Raw genomic sequence first — 19,457 nt, 5'->3', positions numbered from 1 at the left:
CATGCCTGCCACCCTCGACGTCGAATCCACGTTGACCGACCGTTACCAGACCACGGTGCCCGAAACCGTGCGTCGCGCCCTGCGATTGGGCAAGCGCGACAAAATTCACTACAGCATCCGCCCCAGCGGTGAGGTGGTGTTAACTCGCGCTGCAGACCACGAAGATGACGACCCGGTGCTCGGCCAGTTTCTTGGCTTTCTGGCCCGAGACATTGCCAGCCATCCTGAGCGCCTGCAGGCGGTGGATGCCGGCCTTGTCCAACGACTCAAGTCGCTGGTCGGCAGCATCGAGGTCGATCTTGATGCCGCCCTGTCGGCAGATGATGAATGAGCACGGGCAAGCCCGCGCCTCTGGTCGTTCATGGCTGGACGATCTTTGCCCACCCGCTGTTCCTCGCACAGATTGAAGCGCTGGCACATCAGATCGCGGCCTTGAAGCGGAAAGATCCGGTCGGGTACATCAAGAAGAACGCCAGCAAGCGCCTTGCGGCGATCACCAAGCTTGCCTTCGACCTTATCCCGCAAGATCCGGGCCGCCCTGAGTACCGCCAGGGTGGCACCCTTGGTGACGATCACAAGCACTGGTTCCGGGCGAAATTCTTCCAGCAATACCGCCTGTTCTTTCGCTACCACGCACCCAGCAAGGTGATCGTCTTCGCGTGGGTCAACGATGAGGACACCAAGCGCGCCTATGAGAGCAGCGACGACGCCTACCGGGTGTTTCGCAAGATGCTAGAAAGCGGCCACCCGCCGGACGATTGGAGCAGGTTGCTTGCCGAAGCCCGGGCCGAGGGGGAGCGCTTGCAGCGGTTCGCCGTCGCCGTCACGCCGTAAAGCCCGGCTTCTATGGTGAGTAGCGTTATCACGGGGTCATCAGTCTTGAAGAAGAAGATGTACGAGTGGGCACTGCAGCGGCGTCACATGCCCCTGCAAACACGCGCCGATACGTAAACAAGAAGTTCGTTTGCGTGTACGACGACGGCATTCGTGCGATTGCCCTGCCCCCTCAAGATCAAGGGAGGTGATAACTTGATGCGGTATACAAGCAAAAAGCCATAATTTCTAAGCCGTTGAATTGACTTGAAAATATGGCTTCTTCGCAGGTCTGGCGGAGACGGAGGGATTCGAACCCTCGATACCGTTTTTGACGGTATGCTCCCTTAGCAGGGAATTGTAAGGTTCTTTATATACTTGTACTTGGAGATTTTTCGGTATTATTTGGGACACTCTTGGGACAAGGCAGAACAGAATGGCAGTTGTCACAAACCGCGGTCCAGGCCAGTGGCAGGTAAAGGTACGTAAGAAGGGGTTTCCTGCCGAAAGCCGGACATTCACTCTCAAGGCCGATGCTGAACGCTGGGGTCGTCAGATCGAGGCTGAGATGGATCGCGGCCTTTACCTACCACGAAAAACGGCGGAGAGGACCACACTCGAGGCAATAGCGGTCGAGTTCGAGACAAGTTTCGCTCCCCACCACTATCGCGGTAGCGCGTGGAAGTTCAAGCTCGCGCGGTTACGCGAGAAGCTTGGCAAATACGCTCTTGCCGCCCTCACCCCCTCATTGGTGGCCGGCTACCGCGACGAGCGCCTTTCGGAGCCTGATAGCCGCTATAAGCACGATCCTGACCGTGCGCCGTGTGTAAGCGCGTCCACTGTTAAGGGAGAACTCGATCTCCTTTCAACGCTACTGGGCTTCGCCCAAAGGGAACTCGGCATCCATCTTCCCCACGGCAACCCGGTTCTGGGCATCCGGAAGCCGAGCGCGACAGGCGGACGCGAGCGCAGGCTCTCTTCGGAAGAACGCAAGCTACTCTTGATTGAATGCGATGCAAGCAAGAATCGCTGGCTACGGCCTGCAGTCGAACTCGCCCTTGAGACCGCGATGCGACAGGGGGAAATCTTGGCGCTGCGTTGGGAGCATATCGATCTCGAAACTGGAGTAGCCCTGATCCCGATGAGCAAGAACGGAGAGGCACGAGCTGCCCCTCTCACAAGCGAGGCCGTTGCGACACTCAAGGCGCTTCCGCGAGCCGTTGGCGGCCAAGTTTTCCCGATTGTCCGCATGACGCTCTACAAAGCTTTCGCACGTGCGGTTGATCGGGCGGGGATTAAAGACCTCACGTTCCATGATCTGCGGCACGAGGCACTGTCCAGCTTAGCCGAACTCGGTGACCTGAACGTTCTAGAACTCGCGAGCGTGTCTGGGCATAAGACCCTACAAGTGCTGAAGCGCTATACCCACCTGCAGGCCGGCAAGCTTGCTCAGAAAATCGATACCGCAAAACGCGTCAAGGCAACCGGGCGCCAAGCCTGAACCGAACCTTCGTTTCCCAGGACGACGCCCTCACCGCCTCCTTCCCACAAGGAGGGCCTTGGTGGCAGGGACGCCCACTATCTCCCGTCGTGGCAATCATGAGAGCATTTATGGAAAATGGCGCCTTGGCACACGGCTCTCGGTCCAGCACCAACCTGTACGCGTTGATCCACGCGTCAAGACGTCTGTAACTGACCGCCACAATAGAGCCACCGATGATCGGCATATAGAAGCCACTCGAACCGGGTTCTGACGTATCTCCGCATTCAGTTGTTCGATGTACTGCGGAAACCGGCTGTCGTAGTCGTCCACGCTATGGATGACCTGCAGCGGATTCGGGCCGCTCAGCAACTCCGCTGCGTACAGCTCCCCCTTCTTAACAGGGGTGGGTCGCAACTTGCGCACGAGGTCATAGTAGGTTGGTGGCAAAGCCATCTCAGCGGTCCTCTCGGGTATGCCACAACCTCAGGACGTAGATAATCAAATCCTGAATTTCGTAGCGAACCTCGTACTCTCCGACCAGAATTCGCCGTACCTCGCCCGGCTCGAACTGGAACAGTTGATCGCCGATGCGTGGGTTGGTCAGCAGAATGGTCCGGGCCTTGGTCAGCGCCTGCACCGCCCGCGCGGCTGCGGGCCTGTTCACCGGAGCCAGGGATTCATACAAGCGCGCCAAATCGGAAAGCGCCTTGTCGGTCCACTTCAGCTCCCTCAACGCGGCACCGGCAGCGGCTGGTCGGTGCCAAGACTCTCCGCCCACGCTTGTACGGCTTGGTGGTCGATGACGCGGCCGGCGTCTATGTCAGCCAGCGCTTCTTGGGTCAGTCGGTCGCGCTCCTCTTCTAGGGCGATCCAGGCGGAAAGCGCCTGTTTCATGATCCAGCCACGCGAACGTTCAAGGCGTGAAGCCATCTGATCCACCTTGTCAGCCAGCGGAAGCCGTACGTGCGCGGTCAGTACTTTTGTTGCTGATGTCATGTTGCACCTCCTATCGGAACTTGATCATGCCGGAGCCGGCAAAGCTGTGGTCACGGTGCGGCGAATTGCCCCGCACCAGGATGTCACCGGACCCGGCGATTTCATCTTCCAGGTGAGCGACTTGCCCATAGGCAGTGATGTCGCCTGAACCGTCGATTTCGAGGTCCAAGCCAGCTTGCCGCAGATCGAGCAGGGTTACGTCACCGCTACCCTTGATCTTGACAGCCGGTGCCTCGAGCAGTGCGATGCCCACGACCACCTTGCCTTGACTGATGCTCGTACCCATCGGCCTGCCGTTCACGATGTCGCCCATCACGAACGTCCGACCGAGCCGTGAAAGGTCATGCGGCTGTTGCCGAAGTTGATGGTCATGCCATCCCGCTCGATCACCAGCTTCCCGCCGTTGAAGTAAGTTTTTACCGAGTCGACGGCCTCGGTCGTTTCGCCGGCCACGATGAGCATTGGTTTGTCGCTGCGCCGGAATACCACATCGACCGAGCCCTTGACGACGATCTTGCCGATCGTCTGGCGTGGACGTTCTTCCGTGACATAGTTCTCAATGCGTCCCCAGGCCGAGCCCTCTTGGTTGTTCGTAGCGGGTGGGCGGAAATGCCCATCGGGCACGATCCTTTTTGATGCGGCTTGATTTTTAGTTAGTCATAGTGATTGACTTTTAATCGTTCAAGAAAAATATCAGTCTGAGCTATGCCTTAGCCGGGCAGGCCCTCAGCCCGCAAAGCATCAGGATAGAGCTGTTTTCCGCTGACGACTTCGCGTCAACTTATGCGACCTCAATCTGACAGATCGCGCCTTAGCGTACGATTTTCCCGTTTTGTGACCTGACCCCAGTAAGGCCTGGATGGTCTCCAGGCATGCGTTCGAGTCTTTCCTGATGTCCCTGGCGACGAATCAGAGGACTCGCCAACCGCAGATGATCAGATCAGCGCGCTCTGCCGCAATCGGTCGCGCCGGAAATCCTCCAGGTGTTTCCGGTGGTGCCTGAAGCCGTCGACCTCCAAGTCGATGCGCGCCTCGGGCAAGGCCACATCGAGCCGGTAGCGCCGACCCGGCACGGCGCCCTCGAACTCGTGCACCGCGGTGAACCATCGCGCCACAACCGCATCCCAGAGCAGATCGTGGGGCGTCGGCCCCGAGCGCCCCTGCCGTTTGGACGACGCACGCAGGCCCGTGCTCGGTGGCGCGGCGCCGACGGCCGGTGCGCGCTGCGCGAGGGTTTCTTGCGGCGACACAAGCGGGGTCACAGACGCGATGCACCATGCACCGCGACCGAGGTCATGAAGTAATCAGAAACGTAGGGACATTGGCAGGCATTGATAATCTATTAGTCCTATTCGCTCATGTACGCTACGTCGCGCACGTACTGATTTTCGTCACGTTCGTTACCTTGCCGGGCATCCGTTCACGATAACGACTATTATCATGAACAGATGACGCCTAAGGGGCCCCGCCAGCAATTTCAAAAAAATGGAGATGGTTGGCGCGGCGCGGGATGAGCCTCAAACCCAGTAGCAGCGCGGAACCCGGTCGGCGCCGAATTGGGAAGTGTCCATATATTTGACACGACCAGGCCTAGGCATCGCCCCTCACCGAACGCACTGGCAAGGCCAAGTACATCCGAAGGTGTACATCACCCCCGACCTAGCCTAAAGTACATACGCTGTACATCCTTGCTGGAGCCACCCATGCACACCACACGCGCTTTCAAGAACGGCAACTCACAGGCCGTTCGCATCCCGGCTGACCTGGCTTACGAGCGCACGGACATGGAACTCGAGATCGAGCGCGAGGGCGATGAAATCCGGATTCGGCCCGCTCGACGCTCACTGGCGGGCGTGCTCACCAAGTTCGCCCAGTTCTCGCCCGACTTCCTGGCCGAAGGACGCGGCGATCAGGAGCAAGCTGAACGGGACCCGCTGTAATGCCGCGCTACATGCTCGACACCAACATGTGCATCTACTTGATGAAGAACCAACCGGAGGAAGTCGCCCGGCGTTTTGCGACGTGCTACGTCGGCGACGTGGTGATGTCAGCCATCACCTTCGCTGAGTTGGAGTATGGCGTTGCCGTGGCGGCTGATCCGGAGCGCGAACGCGCCAACCTCCAGGCCTTGGTCGAGGACATCCCCGTGGTCGCCTTTGACGCTCAGGCCGCCCTTGCCTATGGCCCGATCCGGCTTGCTACGCGTGAGAACAAGAAGGATGCGCTCGACAAACTGATTGCCGCGCACGCTTCGGCCCTTGGTGTGACGGTCGTGACCAACAACATGAAGGACTTTGCGCGTTACCCCGGCGTTGCGACGGAGAACTGGCTGACGCCAGCTGCCCAACAGTAAAGACAGGCCACCACGCGATGAAGTCACGGATGACGGCTCGCCACAACGGTTCTCTCATGTGGATTGCAGCGCTGGCAGCTCATTCAGACGGCCGCTTTCCCCACTGAGAGCGCCGACGCCGGCCCGTTTGCGGGGGTACGCCCTGCCAGTCACCCCGCCTAGGCTTAAACGTTCTTCAACCCGTTCAGATGAGCCGCTCGAAGAGGCGTCGTGCAACCTCATGCGTATCCAGCGACAACAGCACCCTCACCCACGCTTCGATTTCGTCGGCCCCAGTATCCATGTGCGTTTTGGCAAGCACTTGCCTGTGCCACGCTTTGCGGAGTTGATGAGAGCAACGAGCGCCCGACTACAAAACCATGGCGTGGGCGCTGATCCGTTTCCGGGTTGCGCATAGGGTATATAAGATGTACGCTTTGTATATCTTTTAACGACGCATCTACGCAAAGTCACGACCCAGGAGCGGCCTGCGGCCGGCCCTGGATTTGGGCCTTGTCCCGCGGACTCCCCATGAATACCCTCTCGATCCTGATGTCGGCCTTCGTGCTTTCGCTCGTCGGCCTCGGTTTCTTCATCTGGTCGCAGCGCAGCCGCCTGTTGAGCCGTAGTGCCGATGGAGGCGAGGTGATTTTCGCTCGAGGAGAGATTGGTTTTGCTGAAACATTGACGTTACGTAATCCTTTAGAGGCCAACGCGGTAGATAGCCAGGAGTTGCTCGATCGCGCTGCGGCGGATGCCTCGACCGCCCCGGTGGTGTTCTTCTTCTATTGTTGTGCCTTCGTCTGGTTGCTCGTGGCCTCGGCGGCGGGGCTCACCGCCTCGATCAAGCTCCATGCGCCCGACTGGCTGGTGTCGGAGGCCTGGCTCAGCTTCGGCCGCATCCGCACCCTGCACCTCAATGCCGTGGCCTACGGTTGGGCGCCGATGGCCGGTCTGGGCACCGCGCTGTTCATCATTCCGCGCCTCCTCAAGACCGAGCTCATCGGCGGCCGCTACGCGGTGCTGGGCGGGGCGCTGTGGAACGCGGCGCTGGTCGCCGGGCTTGGTAGCCTCGCCTATGGCGTCAGCGACGGCATGGAGTGGCTCGAGATCCCCTGGCAGATCGACATCCTGTTCGTCGCCGGCGGCGCCCTAGTGGGCCTGCCGCTGATCCTCACCCTGCTCAGGCGCAAGGTCGCCCACCTTTACGTATCGGTCTGGTACATGGGGTGCGCGCTGTTCTGGTTTCCGGTGCTGTTCTTCGTTGCCAACATCCCCGGCCTTCACCGCGGCGTAGAGGCGGCGACGATGAACTGGTGGTTCGGCCACAACGTGCTCGGACTGTTCTACACACCGCTCGCGCTGGCGTCGATCTACTACTTCCTGCCCAAGCTGATCGGGCGGCCGATCCAGTCCTACAACCTGTCGCTGGTGGGTTTCTGGGGACTCGCCTTCTTCTACGGACAGGTCGGCGGGCACCATCTCGTCGGCGGCCCAGTTCCCGCCTGGCTGGTCACCCTGTCGATCGTGCAGAGCATGATGATGATCCTGCCGGTGGTCGCCTTCACAGTGAACCAGCACCTGACGCTCAAGGGCCATCTCACTGCGCTGCGTCATTCCCCAACGCTGCAGTTCATCTGCCTGGGCGGACTGATGTACACGGCGAGTTCTGTGCAGGGCTCGTTCGAGGCCCTGCGAAGCGTCAATGTCATCACCCATTTCACCCACTACACGGTCGCCCACGCCCATCTCGGTCTCTACGGCTTTGTCACGATGGTCTTCTTCGGCGCCATCTATTTCGTGGTGCCACGCGTCACTGGTCGCGACTGGCCCTGGCCGCGGCTGATCAGCCTGCACTTCTGGCTGGCAGCGGCTGGAATCGCAATCTATTTCGTGTCGCTGACCATCGGCGGCTGGCTGCAGGGCACCGCGATGCTCGACGAGAGCCGCGGGTTCATGGAGTCAGTTCAGATCACGCTGCCCTACCTGCAGGGTCGCAGCGTGGGGGGGGCGCTGATGGCGCTCAGCCATGTGGTGTTTGCCGCGCACTTCGTCCGCCTGCTGATCGGCGGCGAGCGCCGCACGGAGCAATCGTCCGCCTACCTTTCCGCGCCGGGAGCGATCTGATGCACAGCGAAACGCGCTTGATTCTCGGCGGCCTGACCACGCTGGCGGTCGCGACCTCCGCCCTGGTCGTCCTGCCCTATGTGACGGTCCGCGATACGCCGCCGGTCGAAGGCCTCAATCCCTACACTTCGACCGAGCTGCGCGGGCGCACGCAATACATTCAACATGGATGTATGTATTGCCACTCGCAGCAGCCGCGCGCGAGGGCGTTCGCACCCGATGCCAAGCGGGCCTGGGGGCGGGCAACCGTGGCTGGCGACTATGCCTATGACGACCCGCCCTTGCTCGGCACGATGCGCACTGGCCCTGACCTGATGAACATCGGCGTTCGCCAGCCGAGCGAGCAGTGGCACTTGGGGCATCTCTACCAGCCGCGCGCCTACGCGCCGGGCAGCACCATGCCAGCCTATCCCTTCCTGTTCGAGGTTCGTGACCAGGCCGAGGCGGGCGAGACCGTGGTGACCCTGCCGCCCGACTTCGCCCCAGCGGGCAAAATCGTCGTCGCCCGCCCGGAGGCGCTCGATCTGGTGAGCTACCTGAAGTCGCTCGACCGTAGTTATCCGGTCGCCGATACGGCAAGTGTGAACTGAGCGGCAGAGGACGACGCCAATGAACAAGCCCGAGATCCTTTCGCAGCAGCGCCGCGAGAACCCCGACCCAGAAGAGGGCCGGACGCCCATCCCATGGCTCGTCCTTGCGCTCGCGGTGGCGCTTGCCGCGTTCGGTGTCGATTACATCGCCCATTCGAACCTCAATGTACCGGCGACCTGGGGCGACGGCCGCAGTGCGTCCGAACTTGCGGGCGACAAGCCGGCAGCCGGCGCCAAGGTGGATGGCGGCGCCATCTATAACTCGATGTGCGCCGCCTGCCACCAGGCGACGGGACTGGGGCTGCCGGGCGTGTTCCCGCCCCTGGCCGGATCGGAGTGGGTGCTCGGCAAACCCGACACGGTCGTCGCCATCCTCCTGCACGGCGTCAGTGGCCCGCTCGAGGTCAAGGGCACGGTCTACCAGGGCGCGATGCCCGCGTTCGGGGGCTCGCTGGGCGATGCCGAGATCGCCGCCGTGCTCACCCACATCCGCAGCGCCTGGGGAAACGCCGCCGCGCCGATCGCCGCCGAGGCCGTGGCCGCGGCGCGGGCCCGCCTCGCGGACCGTAAGCAACCCTTCTCCGGCGGCGAGGAACTCGCCGCCCTTCCCTGAACTGACATGAGCGCCAACAGCCCACCCACACCCTCCATCACGAGCACATCGGCCGCCTTGACGCGTGACGATCTTCACCGCCTGGTGCACGCCTTCTACGGGGACGTGCGCCGCGACCCCTTGCTTGCCCCGGTGTTCGATGCGGCGATCGGCGAGCATTGGGACACCCACCTCGGACGCATGGTCGAGTTCTGGTCGACGATGATGCTCGACACGCGCACCTTCTCTGGCAGCGTTTTTACCACCCATATGCAGCTCAAGGGCGTCGAGCCGGAGCACTTCGCGCGCTGGATGACGCTGTGGCACCGCCACACCGCTTACGGCTTCGAAGTGACCGCGCGCGAGCGGCTGCGCGAGGTCGCCGGGATGATCGGGCGCAGCCTGTTCCTCGGCTTCTTCAGCCGCCCGGCGAAGTTTGTCGCCGATGAAGAGGGACGCGTCATCGTGGAGCGGGGATAGTGCCGGGCGCTCGCAACAGCGCTGCCGCAACGCGCCCCCGCGCGCTGGTGGCAACCCTGCTCGCAGCCTTGGGGCTGCTGGTGGGCTTCATCGCCCTGGTTGGCCAGGTTACCCGCGGCTTTGAATACTGGACCTTCGAGGCCTTGCGTCGCGACGACGCGGCGGGCGCCCGCCTGCTTGCCCGCCCGGTCGAGCTTTCAGGTCCGTACGGAGCGCCGTGGACGCCCTGGCCGGGATCGACGGGTCAGGTCTTCCTGGTCGACTTCATCTATACCCGCTGTCTGACCGTGTGCAGCGCCCTCGGCGCCGAATACACCCGCATGCAACGCGCACTGCGCGAGCGCTTCGGCGCCGACAGCCCGATCCGTCTGGTGTCGATCGCCTTCGACCGTACCCACGACACGCCCGCTGCCTTGCGGGACTACGGCATCACCCACCGGCAGGAGCCCGATCTGTGGCAGATCGGCACGCCGGTCGACGCTGGGGCACAGGAGGCCCTGCTGCGCTCCCTTGGCGTGGTTGCAGTTGCGGACGGGATGGGGGGCTTCGTGCACAACGGGGCCATCCACCTCATCGATGCCAGCGGTACCGTACAAGGCATCTACGATCTCGAACGCTGGCCGCAGGCGCTCGAACGCGCACTGGCGCTGGCTGGGGTGGGACGCCCATGAACACCTGGGGGCCATTGGTACTAACCAGGCTACTCGCGACGCTGCCGCTTCTGCTGCTGTGGCCGCCCCTGCGCCAGTTGCTAGAAGGCAGCATGGCGCTGCACATGCTAGTGGAGCTGCCGCTGCTGCTGACAAGCGGCTGGGCCGCCGGCGCGGTGCTCGCGCACCACCGCCTGCCCGCTGGACTGCCACGCCGCATCGACACCCACGGCGTGCTCGGGCTCGCGTTCGCGAGCTGCGTGAGCGCTTTGTGGATGATCCCCGCGATGCTCGACCTCAGTCTTCTCGATACCGGCGTGCAGTGGGCGAAGTACGGCGCGTGGTGGTTCTCCGGCGTGGTACTGCGCGCGAGCTGGCACCGAAGCGAACCTGAGATCGCCGCCTTCTTCGTCGGCAACATGGCCTGGATGCTGGCCACCGCCGGCCTGTTGTACCAAGACGAAGAACGGCGCCTGTGCGTGAGCTACCTCGTCGATGAACAGGCGGTCGCCGGGAAGGGGCTAATCGTCCTGGCGTTCGTGCTTGCCGGCTTGGTGCTTTACCGGATCCTCGCCGCGTCGCGGCCAGGGGCAGCAATTCAGCCCGGTGAGCGCTTGGCGTCCGGCGCAGGAGCGCGCGCTAGTGGAATAATTCGCCGCTGAGTGTCTTCGATTCCGAGCAGTGATGCCGCCACGCTCGGTGCCGCGACCGCGTCGCGCAGCGTCATCTTGTCGAGTTCGAGCATGAAGGCATCGAGTGCGCGCCGCAGCCCACGCGTGAGGTTGCAGGCCGGCGAGATCGCACAGCAGTGCTCCTTGCCTGCCTCGAAGCATTCGACCAGGGCAAAGTCGCCTTCCGCAATCCGTACGATCATGCCGATCGAGATCGCGGAGGGATCACGCGCCAGACGCACACCGCCACTGCGTCCCCGTATCGTCTCTAACAGTCCTGCCGCACCCATCTGATGCACGATCTTCATCAGGTGGCTACGCGAGATGTCGTACGCGGCTGCGATCTCATCGATCGTGGCGAGGCCGCCGCTCTCATGGCGCAAACTGAGATACATCAGTACGCGCAGTGTGTAATCGGTATAGACGGTGAGTTTCATCGTTCTTGCGGGGCAGTGGGACGCGTCGAGTCACAGCATAAGCCGCGGCCTCATGGGGCGTCGATGGTGATCTGGAATTTACGTTGATCACGGCCTAGTTCTTGAACTCTGACCTGTTCAGCATCACTAACAGCACTGCCTGACTAGGAGTCAGCTTCGTCGGCTTGCCGAGCAAGGCGACTTTGGGGCGATGCGCGAACGCCTGGGCAGCTTGTTACTCAGGATGCCCGCGACCGCCAACAGGCACTGAGCACTTCGTCCTCACCGTGCCCTCGAATGTGCAGATACACCGCCGTCCAAAGTTGCTATAGGGACGCGGCTAATCCGATGCTACCACCCCGGACTCACCCAGCCAGCCTTGGGTGCTGTCGTTGCCATCCTCTCCCGTAAACTCTCACCTATCGCGCGCTCAAAGCCCGGCAACGGCGCGACTTTTCAGGGCTCTCCTGTAGACTCTCACCTATTGGTCGCCGCAACGATTCTGGCCACCTCCAGGGAGATCGCCCAAATCCGCGCAGCAGACTTGGCTGGACTGTTCCCCTTTCGCGGTTGCCCAACGAACCCCACGCGCGTCCACGCCATGCCCTAGGTTCGGGAGTAGTTCTGCGGTGACGGCCGGGCGGAAAAGTGTTCCCCACGCCCGTGGAAATGAGCCGACCTCTGCTGGAGGACGTACGTACCGTCCGTGTTCCCCACGCCGGTGGGGATGAACCAGATGACCAACGGAAGCAACTCGGCCGTTGCAGTCGGTAGCCTGCTGGAGGAAGTCAGGCCGCAAAGCGCCGGTCACCTGTCATTCGTCCGTGACGCGACCGCGAACGACAGCTTCCACACTCTGCGTGCTGGGGCTATCGACCCACAACAGCCGTTGGGCTCTTCGTCGTTCGAACGGCAGGTAACGGAGTGGAGCCACCGTACGCGGGTGCATACTCAAACATGTCTCCACACGACATGTCACGGCTTGCCGTGCTGTCGAGGTGACGGTCGCATTACCGGCCTATCGTGAACGGGTGCTCGCCCGGAGCCTGACAATCGCCCGCCTCGATCATGGCCCGCGCGGCGCGTTCCTGCGTTTCGACTCCCATCTGTGCGCCGACGCGCCGACGCGCCGATCGTCGATCCGCGCAAACTCGAATGGCGCGGCGAACACCTATTGTGCGGTGGCGACGTGATCGACCTCGTCTACGATCGCCGGACGAACTGCGCGCTCGAGACAGCCTGCATCGGCCGTGCTTCGGAGCGCATTCGAGGCCCAGGCGCTTGCCCAGCCATCCGAACGTCGCGTCAGCATCGACAGCGCCGAGAGTGACGTGAAGCTCGATATGCGTGCCGACGCTTGCGCCGATCGCATCCAGTTGATCGCGGCCCGCCTCTATCGCGGACAGGCCACCAACTTCCGCCCCCCCGGCAGCAGCTTTGCTCTGGCGCTTCTGCTGCCGTCGTAGATCGCCATTTCAGACGACCGCCCGAATCCAATCGGCAACCTTTGCCGCCACCCGAAATGGGGGCCTCAATGGCGGCACATCGCGTGCTCACGAGGAGGACTACACGCCTGACATAGCCACCTGTCGATGCTGCAAAGCGGCTTCGTTCACAGCCACCTCAAGAGGCAGACCGCGTTCAACGCCGTCCATGATCATCCTCTGCAAAATCGCGCCCAGCATTTCGACGTTCGATTCCATCAAGGGCTCGACCTCGCGCAAGAACTCACATGTGGGCGGGTCGTAAGCGTAGGGCGCGAGAAATTCGTCAAGCTTGCGACCGGTCGCCAGTGCATGGCACATGTCGTAGATCAGATTGAACGTACGTCGAAACTGCAATTCGTCGCTGTCGCCCGCATTCATGCGGACTTCTTCGGCAAGGTCGCGGCGAAAATCCGCAAGCATGTAGCCGACCCGCGCCTTGACGACATCCTCTGCGGTGAACTCCCATTCCATGGCGATTCCTCCTCGTTGCCCGGTCTCAGCCAAAAATGGCGGCGAACGCGTCCTCGTCGTCGCGACAGATCGGACAGGTTTCCTGTGGCGTATGCGAAACGAAGTGCCGGTCGCAGCGCGCGCAGCGTTGCTTGGCCATGGCCAGCAGCACGCGTGGCGGCTGCTCGGGCCGGGCGTCGAAGGCGACGTCGGCATCGAGCACGCGCGGCTGGCAGACCTCGAGGCAGACCGCGCATGCGACGCAGCGGTCGGCGTCGAACTTGAGCTGATAGTGCGCCGGCGACTCCTCGATCTGGATCGCGCCCGTGGGGCACACGCGGAAGCACGCCTCGCAGGTGGTGCATCCGGGCCGCAGCGACAAGGCCATCATCGGCAGCGCGTCGTGCAGCGGCACGTGGAAGGGCTGGTCGTCCTTGCGGGTGCAGACGATCTGCAACAGCTCACGCCGCTCCGGCAGCGCGTAGGGGCCCGGACGGATCGCCTTGTCCGGGGTCGATGGCGCCGCCACTGGAGCGTCGAAAGACTGGGCGACCTCCGCCGCGCCCCTTCCCACCAGACGCCGGAACCACTGCCGGCGCCCGGCCGCAAAGGGCGTCGCGCCGGGGCTGTCCGGCTTCGCGGCATCGGGCTCGTCGAGTTGTGGCGCGATCCAGTCGGCGGGCTTGTCGACGCTGGCGGCGACCTCCTGGAGCAGCGCGCAGGCATCGAGGTTGCTGGCGAGCTGTGCCGCGCCGCGGGCACCGTGCGCGCAGTGCTGGCAATGCACGGACCCGTGCAGGGTGACTGGAATCCGCCGCTTGGCGAGATACGCGAGGCTGCCCGCATCCACCGCGCCAAGGCAGGGGACGACGGCGTCGCCGCTGGCGCCCGATGGGGCACAGGCGATCGCGAAGCGCTCGTGCCGGATTGCCTGGCGCAGCATGTCGACCGGCTTGAGGACGTCGCTCCCGAGGGCGTCGGTCGGGCAGGCGGTGACGCACAGCGCGCAGTTCTGGCAGCGCGCGGGACCGATCCTCACCCCTTCGTCGGTGAGTGCGACGGCGTCGTGCGGACACGCGTCCGCACACCGGCTGCATGCGCTGTAGCGAAAGCGGTAGCGCGTGCAGCGGCTGGCGCGGAACTCGGGATACGCGATGCTCACTTAGGTGCCGTCCGCAGTTCCTGCAAGGCCGGCCCATGCTCGCAGGTGTTCTTCGGAATCACGAACTGGATCGCGCGCCCACCCGGCGGCTCGGCGTTGATGCGCGCGAGCACGCGTTGCCAGGCGACGATACCGCCCTCGACCGCCAGGACCGGGCTGCCAGGGTGTGCGGCGGCAATCGACTCTGCCACGGCGAGCGCGGCCTCGTCGGTGTCCGCGACCACCACCACCGTGGCTGTCGGCTTGATCCGCAGATCCTCGCGATAGACGAGCGCTTCATCGAGCGCCAGCGCCTTGCGTTCGGACTCGGCGCGCGCGTCGACGACGCAACAGGGCGGACTGGCTCGCAGCGCCAGGCCGAGCTGCATCTCGTTGCGCAGGCTCGCTGCTGCGTGCGCCTGTAACGAAGCGGTCAGCAAGAAGGCTACCAGCACACCGCCGACACGGCGTCGGACTCGCGTGATCATGCTTCCTCCATGTCGGTCATCGGCTCCGCAGGGGCCAACAGCTCACCCAGCAGCCCTGCGCGACGCTCGAAAAGCGCCGGCGGCAGCGCGATCCGGGTGGCCTTGCCGTAGCGCACCCAGTCGGCCAGCGCCGGTTCCACCTCCCCGCCCGGAGCGATCCACAGTCCCTCGCCCAGCTCTTCGACCAGGCCCGCGCACAGGTTGAGGTCGGTGTCGTCGACGATATCGACCTGCACCAGCGCGGTCGATATCCCGCGCTTCTTCATTTCGCCCAGCCACCAGTCCACGCGGATACCGGTGGCGCTGCCATCGGCGCGCAGGATCTCCCAGCCGGGCTCGCACAGCGATGGGGTCACCACGCGAAAGTCGGCGTTCGACACCGTGTCGAAGGACCACGACACCGCCATGCGCCGCGCGGGCACGAACAGGCCGACGCGATCGGCCCCGAAGCGCGCGGCGAGCCGCAAGGGCAAATCCGCATCGCTCAGCACCGCATCGCCCAGCAATACCTGCGGCACACCGGCTTCCAGCAGCGCGGCGGCACGGGCCTCGTCGCCGTGGAGCAGGATAGCCGTACTGCCGTCCTGCGCGCGTGGTGTGTTCTCCGGGTCGTCGACCCGGAACAGCAATGCGGCTTCGACCGGCACATCGGCAGTGTCGGCCGAGTTGGCAAGGCATGCGCAGCGGATCATGTCGTGAGCGCTCCATCGTGTTCGAGCTTCGCATACACGAAGGGGAACATCGGGTTTTCGCCGTCGGCCGGCAGCGCTGCGATCAAGGGCCGCAGCGTCTGCAGCGTGCCGATGATCGGATCGATCTGCACCCCCATGAAGCGGGGGCGGTACTTGCCGAGGGCGATGAGCGCATCATCCACCATCAGCAAGGCGCCCTCCTGGTTGCGGTTCTGGGTGAAGAACAGCGCCAGCGTGGCGAAGGCGAGCCCCTGCAGGAACTCGGCCTCGGGGTCGCGCGTGCCGAGCACGCTATTGCGGATCAGGCGCGACCAGCGTTCATTGAGCAGGTCGTGCAGAACCCCGAGTTCGTTGGTGTCCCACAGCGTGGCCACCTCGGACCAGTCGATTTCGGACAGCACCTGACGGTCGGGGGGCAGAATCGGGCGGGCTTGAAGATCGAGCAGCATGTCGAGACCTCCCTTGGGTCAGCGCAGGTCGTGCAGGGTGTGGACGTTCGCCGCACGCTGCGGCTTGACCGGAGCCGACTCGCAGCCATTGCACACGGGTTCGTCGGGATTGAACTCGACGCGGATCTCGCTCTTCGGGACCACGGCGCGGGCGTGGTCCTCGTCGTCGGTGCGCAAGCCCATCGCGGCGATCTCCTCGCTCGCGAAGCCATGCAGGAAACCGGCCATGCCACGGTAGAAGGAGTGCTCGGCGACCTGCTCGATGAGGCGCGCATAGCCGCGCACCCAGCGCGCGAGATGCTGCGTCCAGAAGCGCTTGAGGTCGCGCTCGATGCGTCGGGCGAGTGCTTCGTCCCCGGTGGCCAGTGCCGCACTGCAACGCTCGAGCAACTCGGCGACGAACATCAACTCGACGCCGAGCTGGTCGGGAAACAGCTCGAAGCGCCCCTTGCTGACGACGAAGCCCCACTTCGCATAGTCCTGGGCCACCTGGAAATGCGGATCCTGCTTGTACCTTCCGGTGAGGCGCACCGACTCGACCGGCGGAAACCCGCCGCTCGCCGCGAACAAGGTGGTGTACTCACACGCCAGACGTTCGACCAGGGCGCTCTCCTCCGCATCGAGGAAATCGGCCTCGAAGCACACGCCCGCCGCGGCCAGGCTGTCGAGCACTTCGGGGCGACGCAGGGCGCGGATGAAGGCGGCGTCGGCCTCCTCCACGAACACGCCGGCCAGAAGCCGGCATAGGTTGGCGCGCGCGTCGCACTCGGCACGCAGTTCGGCCCGCATCTCGGCAATAGGGCGCGGCGGCGGCGTGCGCGGGTCGACGACCACCGCATCGTCGTCGTCGATCGCAAGCAGGGTTTTAAGCATGTTGACTCCCGTTCGGTTCCGGGCCGCCACGCGGCCCGGCTGGACGATTCACTGCCGGCGGGCGCGTCGCGATCGACACCCGCTCCATGGGCTCAGTGCCCGCTTGGCGCCTTGGCCTTCACGCTTTCGGGGCCGCCCCACGCTGCCATCTCGGGGTGCATCTTGCGATGCAGGTCGCCGGTGTAGGCGTAGCGCATGGTCTCCTTGTAGGCCGCGTAATGCTTGTCCCAGTCACCATGGACGTCGCCGTATTTGTCGTTCGGCCCGGCCTTGGTGACCTTGACCACGGTGTCGTACCAGCCCTGCGAGCCGCCGATCGGGTCGGCCACCGCGGGGATGATGGCGTTCGGATGCACGCCCTTGTCGTCCCACCAGACGTTGTTGAGGTCGGGGTCCTCGGTGCCGCCGAAGGCCGGCTTGTCCTTGAGCTTCAGCGTCGCCAGCCGCCCGTATTCCCAGTGCCCGAACCCGGTGGCGATCGAAATCACCTTGGGGTGGATGCCCTCGGTGACATAGGCCTTGGTCACCAGGTAGCCGACCGGACTTTCGACCCGCACCAGGTCGCCCGTCTTCACGCCGAGCGTCCTGGCCGTATCGGGGTTCATCCACGCCGGATTGCTGTGGGCGATCTCTGCCAGCCACTTCACCGCCGCCGTGCGGGACTGCTTGTGCACGTTGAGCTTGAAGGTGGACAGGATCATTTCGTCGTCCTTCATGGCCTCGTGCCACGGAATGCGCTTGAAGGTCGGCATCGGGTTGAAGCCGTACTCGGCCCACGCATCGACGCGCACGTTGATCACCCGGTTAGGGGTCGGGAAACCCACGTAGTTGCGGCCATTGCGCTGGATGCCGATCGCCGCGCCGTTCTTGGTGATCACGCCGTGCGCGTCCACCATTGCGCCTTCCATGTCGGCGGCCGACAGTTCCTTCTTGTACAGGCCGTACTCGGCCTGGATCTCGCGTCCGGTCTTGTCGGTGACCTTGCCGGTCTTGGGGTCGAGCGTGCCGTAGATCGGCCACACGCCGTGCTTCTTCAGGAAGTCGAGCCCGCCCGCCTCCTTCAGCCCGGGCACGTTGTCGAAGTGGTGGCGCATGTAGTCCTCGCCATCCTTGAACTCCCAGAACTGCTTCATGCCGCGGGCGCCGTCCGGGTCCAGCTTCCAGATGATGTCGCGCAGCAGCACGCGGTTTTCGCGCGATTCGCCGAGCGACTTGTGCACCGGCTGCCGGATGCCGAGCCACGGCCACAGCGAGTTCGGCATCGACTCGGGTTCCCAGCGCTCGAGGTAGGGGCAGTCGGGCAGGATGATGTCGGCCAGCGCCGTCTCCTCGCCCATGTGCGAGCTCATCGAGATGAAGTACGGGATCAGCTTCTCGTCGCGGTACAGCTTGCCCCACACCGCCTGCGCGCCCGGGTTGGTGTAGACCGGGTTGTCCTGGTAGGTGAACGCGACGTTGATCTTCTGCCGGCCTTCGGCAATCCAGAACGGCACCAGGTGGCTGACCTTGTGCGAGGCGAGCGGATACTCGGGCGGATGCGCGAGCACGGAATCATGCTTCGGCCCCGGCGGCTGCGGGTTGGGCTGCGGCCAGCCCATGCCGCGCGGCAGGCAATAGCCGCCGCGCTTCTCGACGTTGCCGGTCATGATCGGCAGCATCATGCAGGCCTTCTCGTTGTAAGAGCCATACAGGTGCTTGGCCGGGCCGCGGTAGGTGAACAGCGTCGCCGGCTTGGTGGTGGCGAACTCGCGCGCGATGCGCTCGATCGTCTGCACCGGCACGCCGGAGATCTTCGACGCCCACTCGGGGGTGTATTGGGCGTAATGCGCCTTCAGTTCATCGACCGTGACGTTGGTCCAGGTGCTGATGAAGTCGCTGTCCTGCAGGTCCTCGCGCAGGATCACATGACCGATCGCCAGCGCCACCGCGCCATCGGTGGCCGGGAACACCGGAATCCACTCGTCCGAGAAGCCGGCGGTGTTCGACAAGCGCACATCGAAGGTGACGATCTTCATGTGGTTGTCCACGCGGCCCTCGGTCACGCGCTGCGACAGCGGGTTGTGGAAGTACGCCGCCTCCAGGATGTTGGAGCCGAAGTTCAGTACGTACTTGGCGTTGGCGAAGTCGGGTGTCTCGATGTCCGGCCCCCAGGTCGGCTCCTGCCCCACCTTCTTCGACGACTCGCACACTGAGGTGTGGTTGAGCACGGTGGCCGAGCCCAGCGTCTTCATGAAGCGCTCGAGCGTGCCGCCGGTGCGGTTGCGACCCCACTTCAGCATGATGGTGTTGGGATCTTCCTTCAGCGCGGCGTCGAGCTTCTCGGCCACCTCGGCCAGCGCCTCGTCCCAGGTGATGCGCTTCCACTTGCCCTCTCCGCGCGCGCCGACCCGCTTGAGCGGATACAGGATGCGGTCGGGGTCGTAGCTGTACCACATGCCGGAGTTGCCCTTGGCGCACAGACGGCCGCGAGTGGACACGTGCTCCGGGTTGCCTTCGAGCTTCACCACTCGGTCGTTTTCCACGAAGGCGATCGCGCCGTCCTGGATGTTGCAGACGTGGCAGTTGATCGGAATCGCCTTGCGCTCGGCGGCGGTCACCGGGCTGAAGTCCTTGCCGCCCAGTTCGTTTTCCATGGCGTGCAGCATGCGCGGCGCGAGCGCGGCGGCCGCGGTCGTGCCGGCACTGGCCTGCAGGAAGGTGCGACGGGTGATTTTCGGGAAGTTCATT

25 protein-coding genes are annotated in these 19,457 nt (G+C 63.9%); 12 read left to right on the top strand and 13 right to left on the bottom strand.

Annotation, left to right across the window (positions count from 1 at the left end):
• Position 1: 1 nt before the first annotated feature.
• From C664_RS07415 to C664_RS07405, 3 genes are all read left to right on the top strand, one after another.
• Positions 2-331 carry a type II toxin-antitoxin system PrlF family antitoxin gene (locus C664_RS07415; RefSeq protein WP_004256612.1) on the top strand — a complete coding sequence of 110 codons (330 nt, stop codon included), beginning with the start codon at positions 2-4 and terminating at the stop codon, positions 329-331.
• The gene (locus tag C664_RS07410; protein ID WP_004256609.1) at positions 328-834 is read left to right on the top strand and encodes a type II toxin-antitoxin system YhaV family toxin; all 507 of its coding nucleotides are present in this window, start codon (positions 328-330) and stop codon (positions 832-834) included. The genes C664_RS07415 and C664_RS07410 overlap by 4 nt, the downstream gene beginning before the upstream one ends.
• Before the next feature lie 415 nt (positions 835-1,249).
• Entirely contained in the window at positions 1,250-2,314 is a 1,065-nt protein-coding gene (locus tag C664_RS07405) for a site-specific integrase (protein WP_004256607.1), read from the top strand.
• A 436-nt stretch (positions 2,315-2,750) separates the two neighbouring features.
• Here C664_RS07405 and C664_RS07400 read toward each other — a convergent pair whose 3' ends face one another.
• From C664_RS07400 to C664_RS07385, 5 genes are all read right to left on the bottom strand, one after another.
• Complete coding sequence (locus tag C664_RS07400) at positions 2,751-3,029, bottom strand: type II toxin-antitoxin system RelE/ParE family toxin (protein WP_004256604.1); 279 nt, start codon at positions 3,027-3,029, stop codon at positions 2,751-2,753.
• Positions 3,026-3,292, bottom strand: coding sequence for a CopG family ribbon-helix-helix protein (locus C664_RS07395; RefSeq protein WP_004256601.1), 267 nt, complete (start codon positions 3,290-3,292; stop codon positions 3,026-3,028). The genes C664_RS07400 and C664_RS07395 overlap by 4 nt, the downstream gene beginning before the upstream one ends.
• Before the next feature lie 10 nt (positions 3,293-3,302).
• On the bottom strand, positions 3,303-3,605 hold the full coding sequence (locus tag C664_RS20925) for a GIN domain-containing protein (RefSeq protein WP_232435077.1): 303 nt from the start codon (positions 3,603-3,605) through the stop codon (positions 3,303-3,305).
• Positions 3,605-3,916 carry a DUF2807 domain-containing protein gene (locus C664_RS20920; RefSeq protein WP_232435076.1) on the bottom strand — a complete coding sequence of 104 codons (312 nt, stop codon included), beginning with the start codon at positions 3,914-3,916 and terminating at the stop codon, positions 3,605-3,607. The genes C664_RS20925 and C664_RS20920 overlap by 1 nt, the downstream gene beginning before the upstream one ends.
• A 311-nt stretch (positions 3,917-4,227) precedes the next feature.
• Positions 4,228-4,554, bottom strand: a complete 327-nt coding sequence (locus tag C664_RS07385; RefSeq protein WP_004256599.1) for a hypothetical protein — start codon at positions 4,552-4,554, stop codon at positions 4,228-4,230.
• Between the two features lie 441 nt (positions 4,555-4,995).
• Here C664_RS07385 and C664_RS07380 point away from each other — a divergent pair, with 441 nt between their 5' ends.
• From C664_RS07380 to C664_RS07345, 8 genes are all read left to right on the top strand, one after another.
• Positions 4,996-5,232, top strand: coding sequence for an antitoxin (locus C664_RS07380; protein ID WP_004256595.1), 237 nt, complete (start codon positions 4,996-4,998; stop codon positions 5,230-5,232).
• Complete coding sequence (locus C664_RS07375) at positions 5,232-5,645, top strand: type II toxin-antitoxin system VapC family toxin (protein WP_004256591.1); 414 nt, start codon at positions 5,232-5,234, stop codon at positions 5,643-5,645. The genes C664_RS07380 and C664_RS07375 overlap by 1 nt, the downstream gene beginning before the upstream one ends.
• Positions 5,646-6,155: 510 nt before the next feature.
• Positions 6,156-7,751: a cbb3-type cytochrome c oxidase subunit I gene (locus C664_RS07370; RefSeq protein ID WP_038011214.1), complete on the top strand. Its 1,596-nt coding sequence runs from the start codon at positions 6,156-6,158 to the stop codon at positions 7,749-7,751.
• The gene (locus tag C664_RS07365) at positions 7,751-8,341 is read left to right on the top strand and encodes a cbb3-type cytochrome c oxidase subunit II (RefSeq protein WP_004256586.1); all 591 of its coding nucleotides are present in this window, start codon (positions 7,751-7,753) and stop codon (positions 8,339-8,341) included. Before C664_RS07370 ends, C664_RS07365 begins: the two co-directional genes overlap by 1 nt.
• Before the next feature lie 19 nt (positions 8,342-8,360).
• Positions 8,361-8,954 carry a c-type cytochrome gene (locus C664_RS07360; RefSeq protein ID WP_004256584.1) on the top strand — a complete coding sequence of 198 codons (594 nt, stop codon included), beginning with the start codon at positions 8,361-8,363 and terminating at the stop codon, positions 8,952-8,954.
• A 6-nt stretch (positions 8,955-8,960) separates the two neighbouring features.
• Complete coding sequence (locus C664_RS07355) at positions 8,961-9,413, top strand: group III truncated hemoglobin (RefSeq protein ID WP_051019120.1); 453 nt, start codon at positions 8,961-8,963, stop codon at positions 9,411-9,413.
• Positions 9,414-9,460: 47 nt separating this feature from the next.
• The gene (locus C664_RS07350) at positions 9,461-10,084 is read left to right on the top strand and encodes an SCO family protein (RefSeq protein WP_038011261.1); all 624 of its coding nucleotides are present in this window, start codon (positions 9,461-9,463) and stop codon (positions 10,082-10,084) included.
• Positions 10,081-10,725 carry a hypothetical protein gene (locus C664_RS07345; protein ID WP_004256580.1) on the top strand — a complete coding sequence of 215 codons (645 nt, stop codon included), beginning with the start codon at positions 10,081-10,083 and terminating at the stop codon, positions 10,723-10,725. The genes C664_RS07350 and C664_RS07345 overlap by 4 nt, the downstream gene beginning before the upstream one ends.
• Here the strand turns inward: C664_RS07345 and C664_RS07340 are convergent.
• Complete coding sequence (locus C664_RS07340; RefSeq protein ID WP_004256578.1) at positions 10,662-11,171, bottom strand: RrF2 family transcriptional regulator; 510 nt, start codon at positions 11,169-11,171, stop codon at positions 10,662-10,664. The genes C664_RS07345 and C664_RS07340 overlap by 64 nt on opposite strands.
• Positions 11,172-12,400: 1,229 nt before the next feature.
• Here C664_RS07340 and C664_RS07335 point away from each other — a divergent pair.
• Positions 12,401-12,616, top strand: coding sequence for a hypothetical protein (locus tag C664_RS07335; protein WP_004256576.1), 216 nt, complete (start codon positions 12,401-12,403; stop codon positions 12,614-12,616).
• A 99-nt stretch (positions 12,617-12,715) separates the two neighbouring features.
• On the opposite strand, the gene C664_RS07330 is transcribed toward C664_RS07335, so the two are convergent.
• From C664_RS07330 to C664_RS07300, 7 genes are all read right to left on the bottom strand, one after another.
• Complete coding sequence (locus C664_RS07330; protein ID WP_004256575.1) at positions 12,716-13,108, bottom strand: hypothetical protein; 393 nt, start codon at positions 13,106-13,108, stop codon at positions 12,716-12,718.
• A 25-nt stretch (positions 13,109-13,133) separates the two neighbouring features.
• A complete protein-coding gene (locus tag C664_RS07325) occupies positions 13,134-14,249 on the bottom strand; it encodes a 4Fe-4S dicluster domain-containing protein (RefSeq protein ID WP_004256571.1) in 1,116 nt (371 codons plus the stop codon).
• Positions 14,246-14,716, bottom strand: coding sequence for a hypothetical protein (locus tag C664_RS07320; protein ID WP_004256568.1), 471 nt, complete (start codon positions 14,714-14,716; stop codon positions 14,246-14,248). The genes C664_RS07325 and C664_RS07320 overlap by 4 nt, the downstream gene beginning before the upstream one ends.
• Positions 14,713-15,408: a hypothetical protein gene (locus C664_RS07315; protein WP_004256566.1), complete on the bottom strand. Its 696-nt coding sequence runs from the start codon at positions 15,406-15,408 to the stop codon at positions 14,713-14,715. The genes C664_RS07320 and C664_RS07315 overlap by 4 nt, the downstream gene beginning before the upstream one ends.
• Positions 15,405-15,857 carry a hypothetical protein gene (locus tag C664_RS07310; RefSeq protein ID WP_004256564.1) on the bottom strand — a complete coding sequence of 151 codons (453 nt, stop codon included), beginning with the start codon at positions 15,855-15,857 and terminating at the stop codon, positions 15,405-15,407. Before C664_RS07310 ends, C664_RS07315 begins: the two co-directional genes overlap by 4 nt.
• Positions 15,858-15,875: 18 nt before the next feature.
• Positions 15,876-16,730 carry a TorD/DmsD family molecular chaperone gene (locus tag C664_RS07305; protein ID WP_004256543.1) on the bottom strand — a complete coding sequence of 285 codons (855 nt, stop codon included), beginning with the start codon at positions 16,728-16,730 and terminating at the stop codon, positions 15,876-15,878.
• A 92-nt stretch (positions 16,731-16,822) separates the two neighbouring features.
• A complete protein-coding gene (locus tag C664_RS07300) occupies positions 16,823-19,456 on the bottom strand; it encodes a molybdopterin-dependent oxidoreductase (protein ID WP_004256540.1) in 2,634 nt (877 codons plus the stop codon).
• Position 19,457 lies beyond the last annotated feature (1 nt).

The organism is Thauera sp. 63 (assembly GCF_000310165.2).
In the GTDB taxonomy this organism is placed as follows: domain Bacteria; phylum Pseudomonadota; class Gammaproteobacteria; order Burkholderiales; family Rhodocyclaceae; genus Thauera; species Thauera humireducens.
Note: the sequence above shows the minus strand (reverse complement) of the source record. Positions and strands in the feature narration are given on the sequence as shown.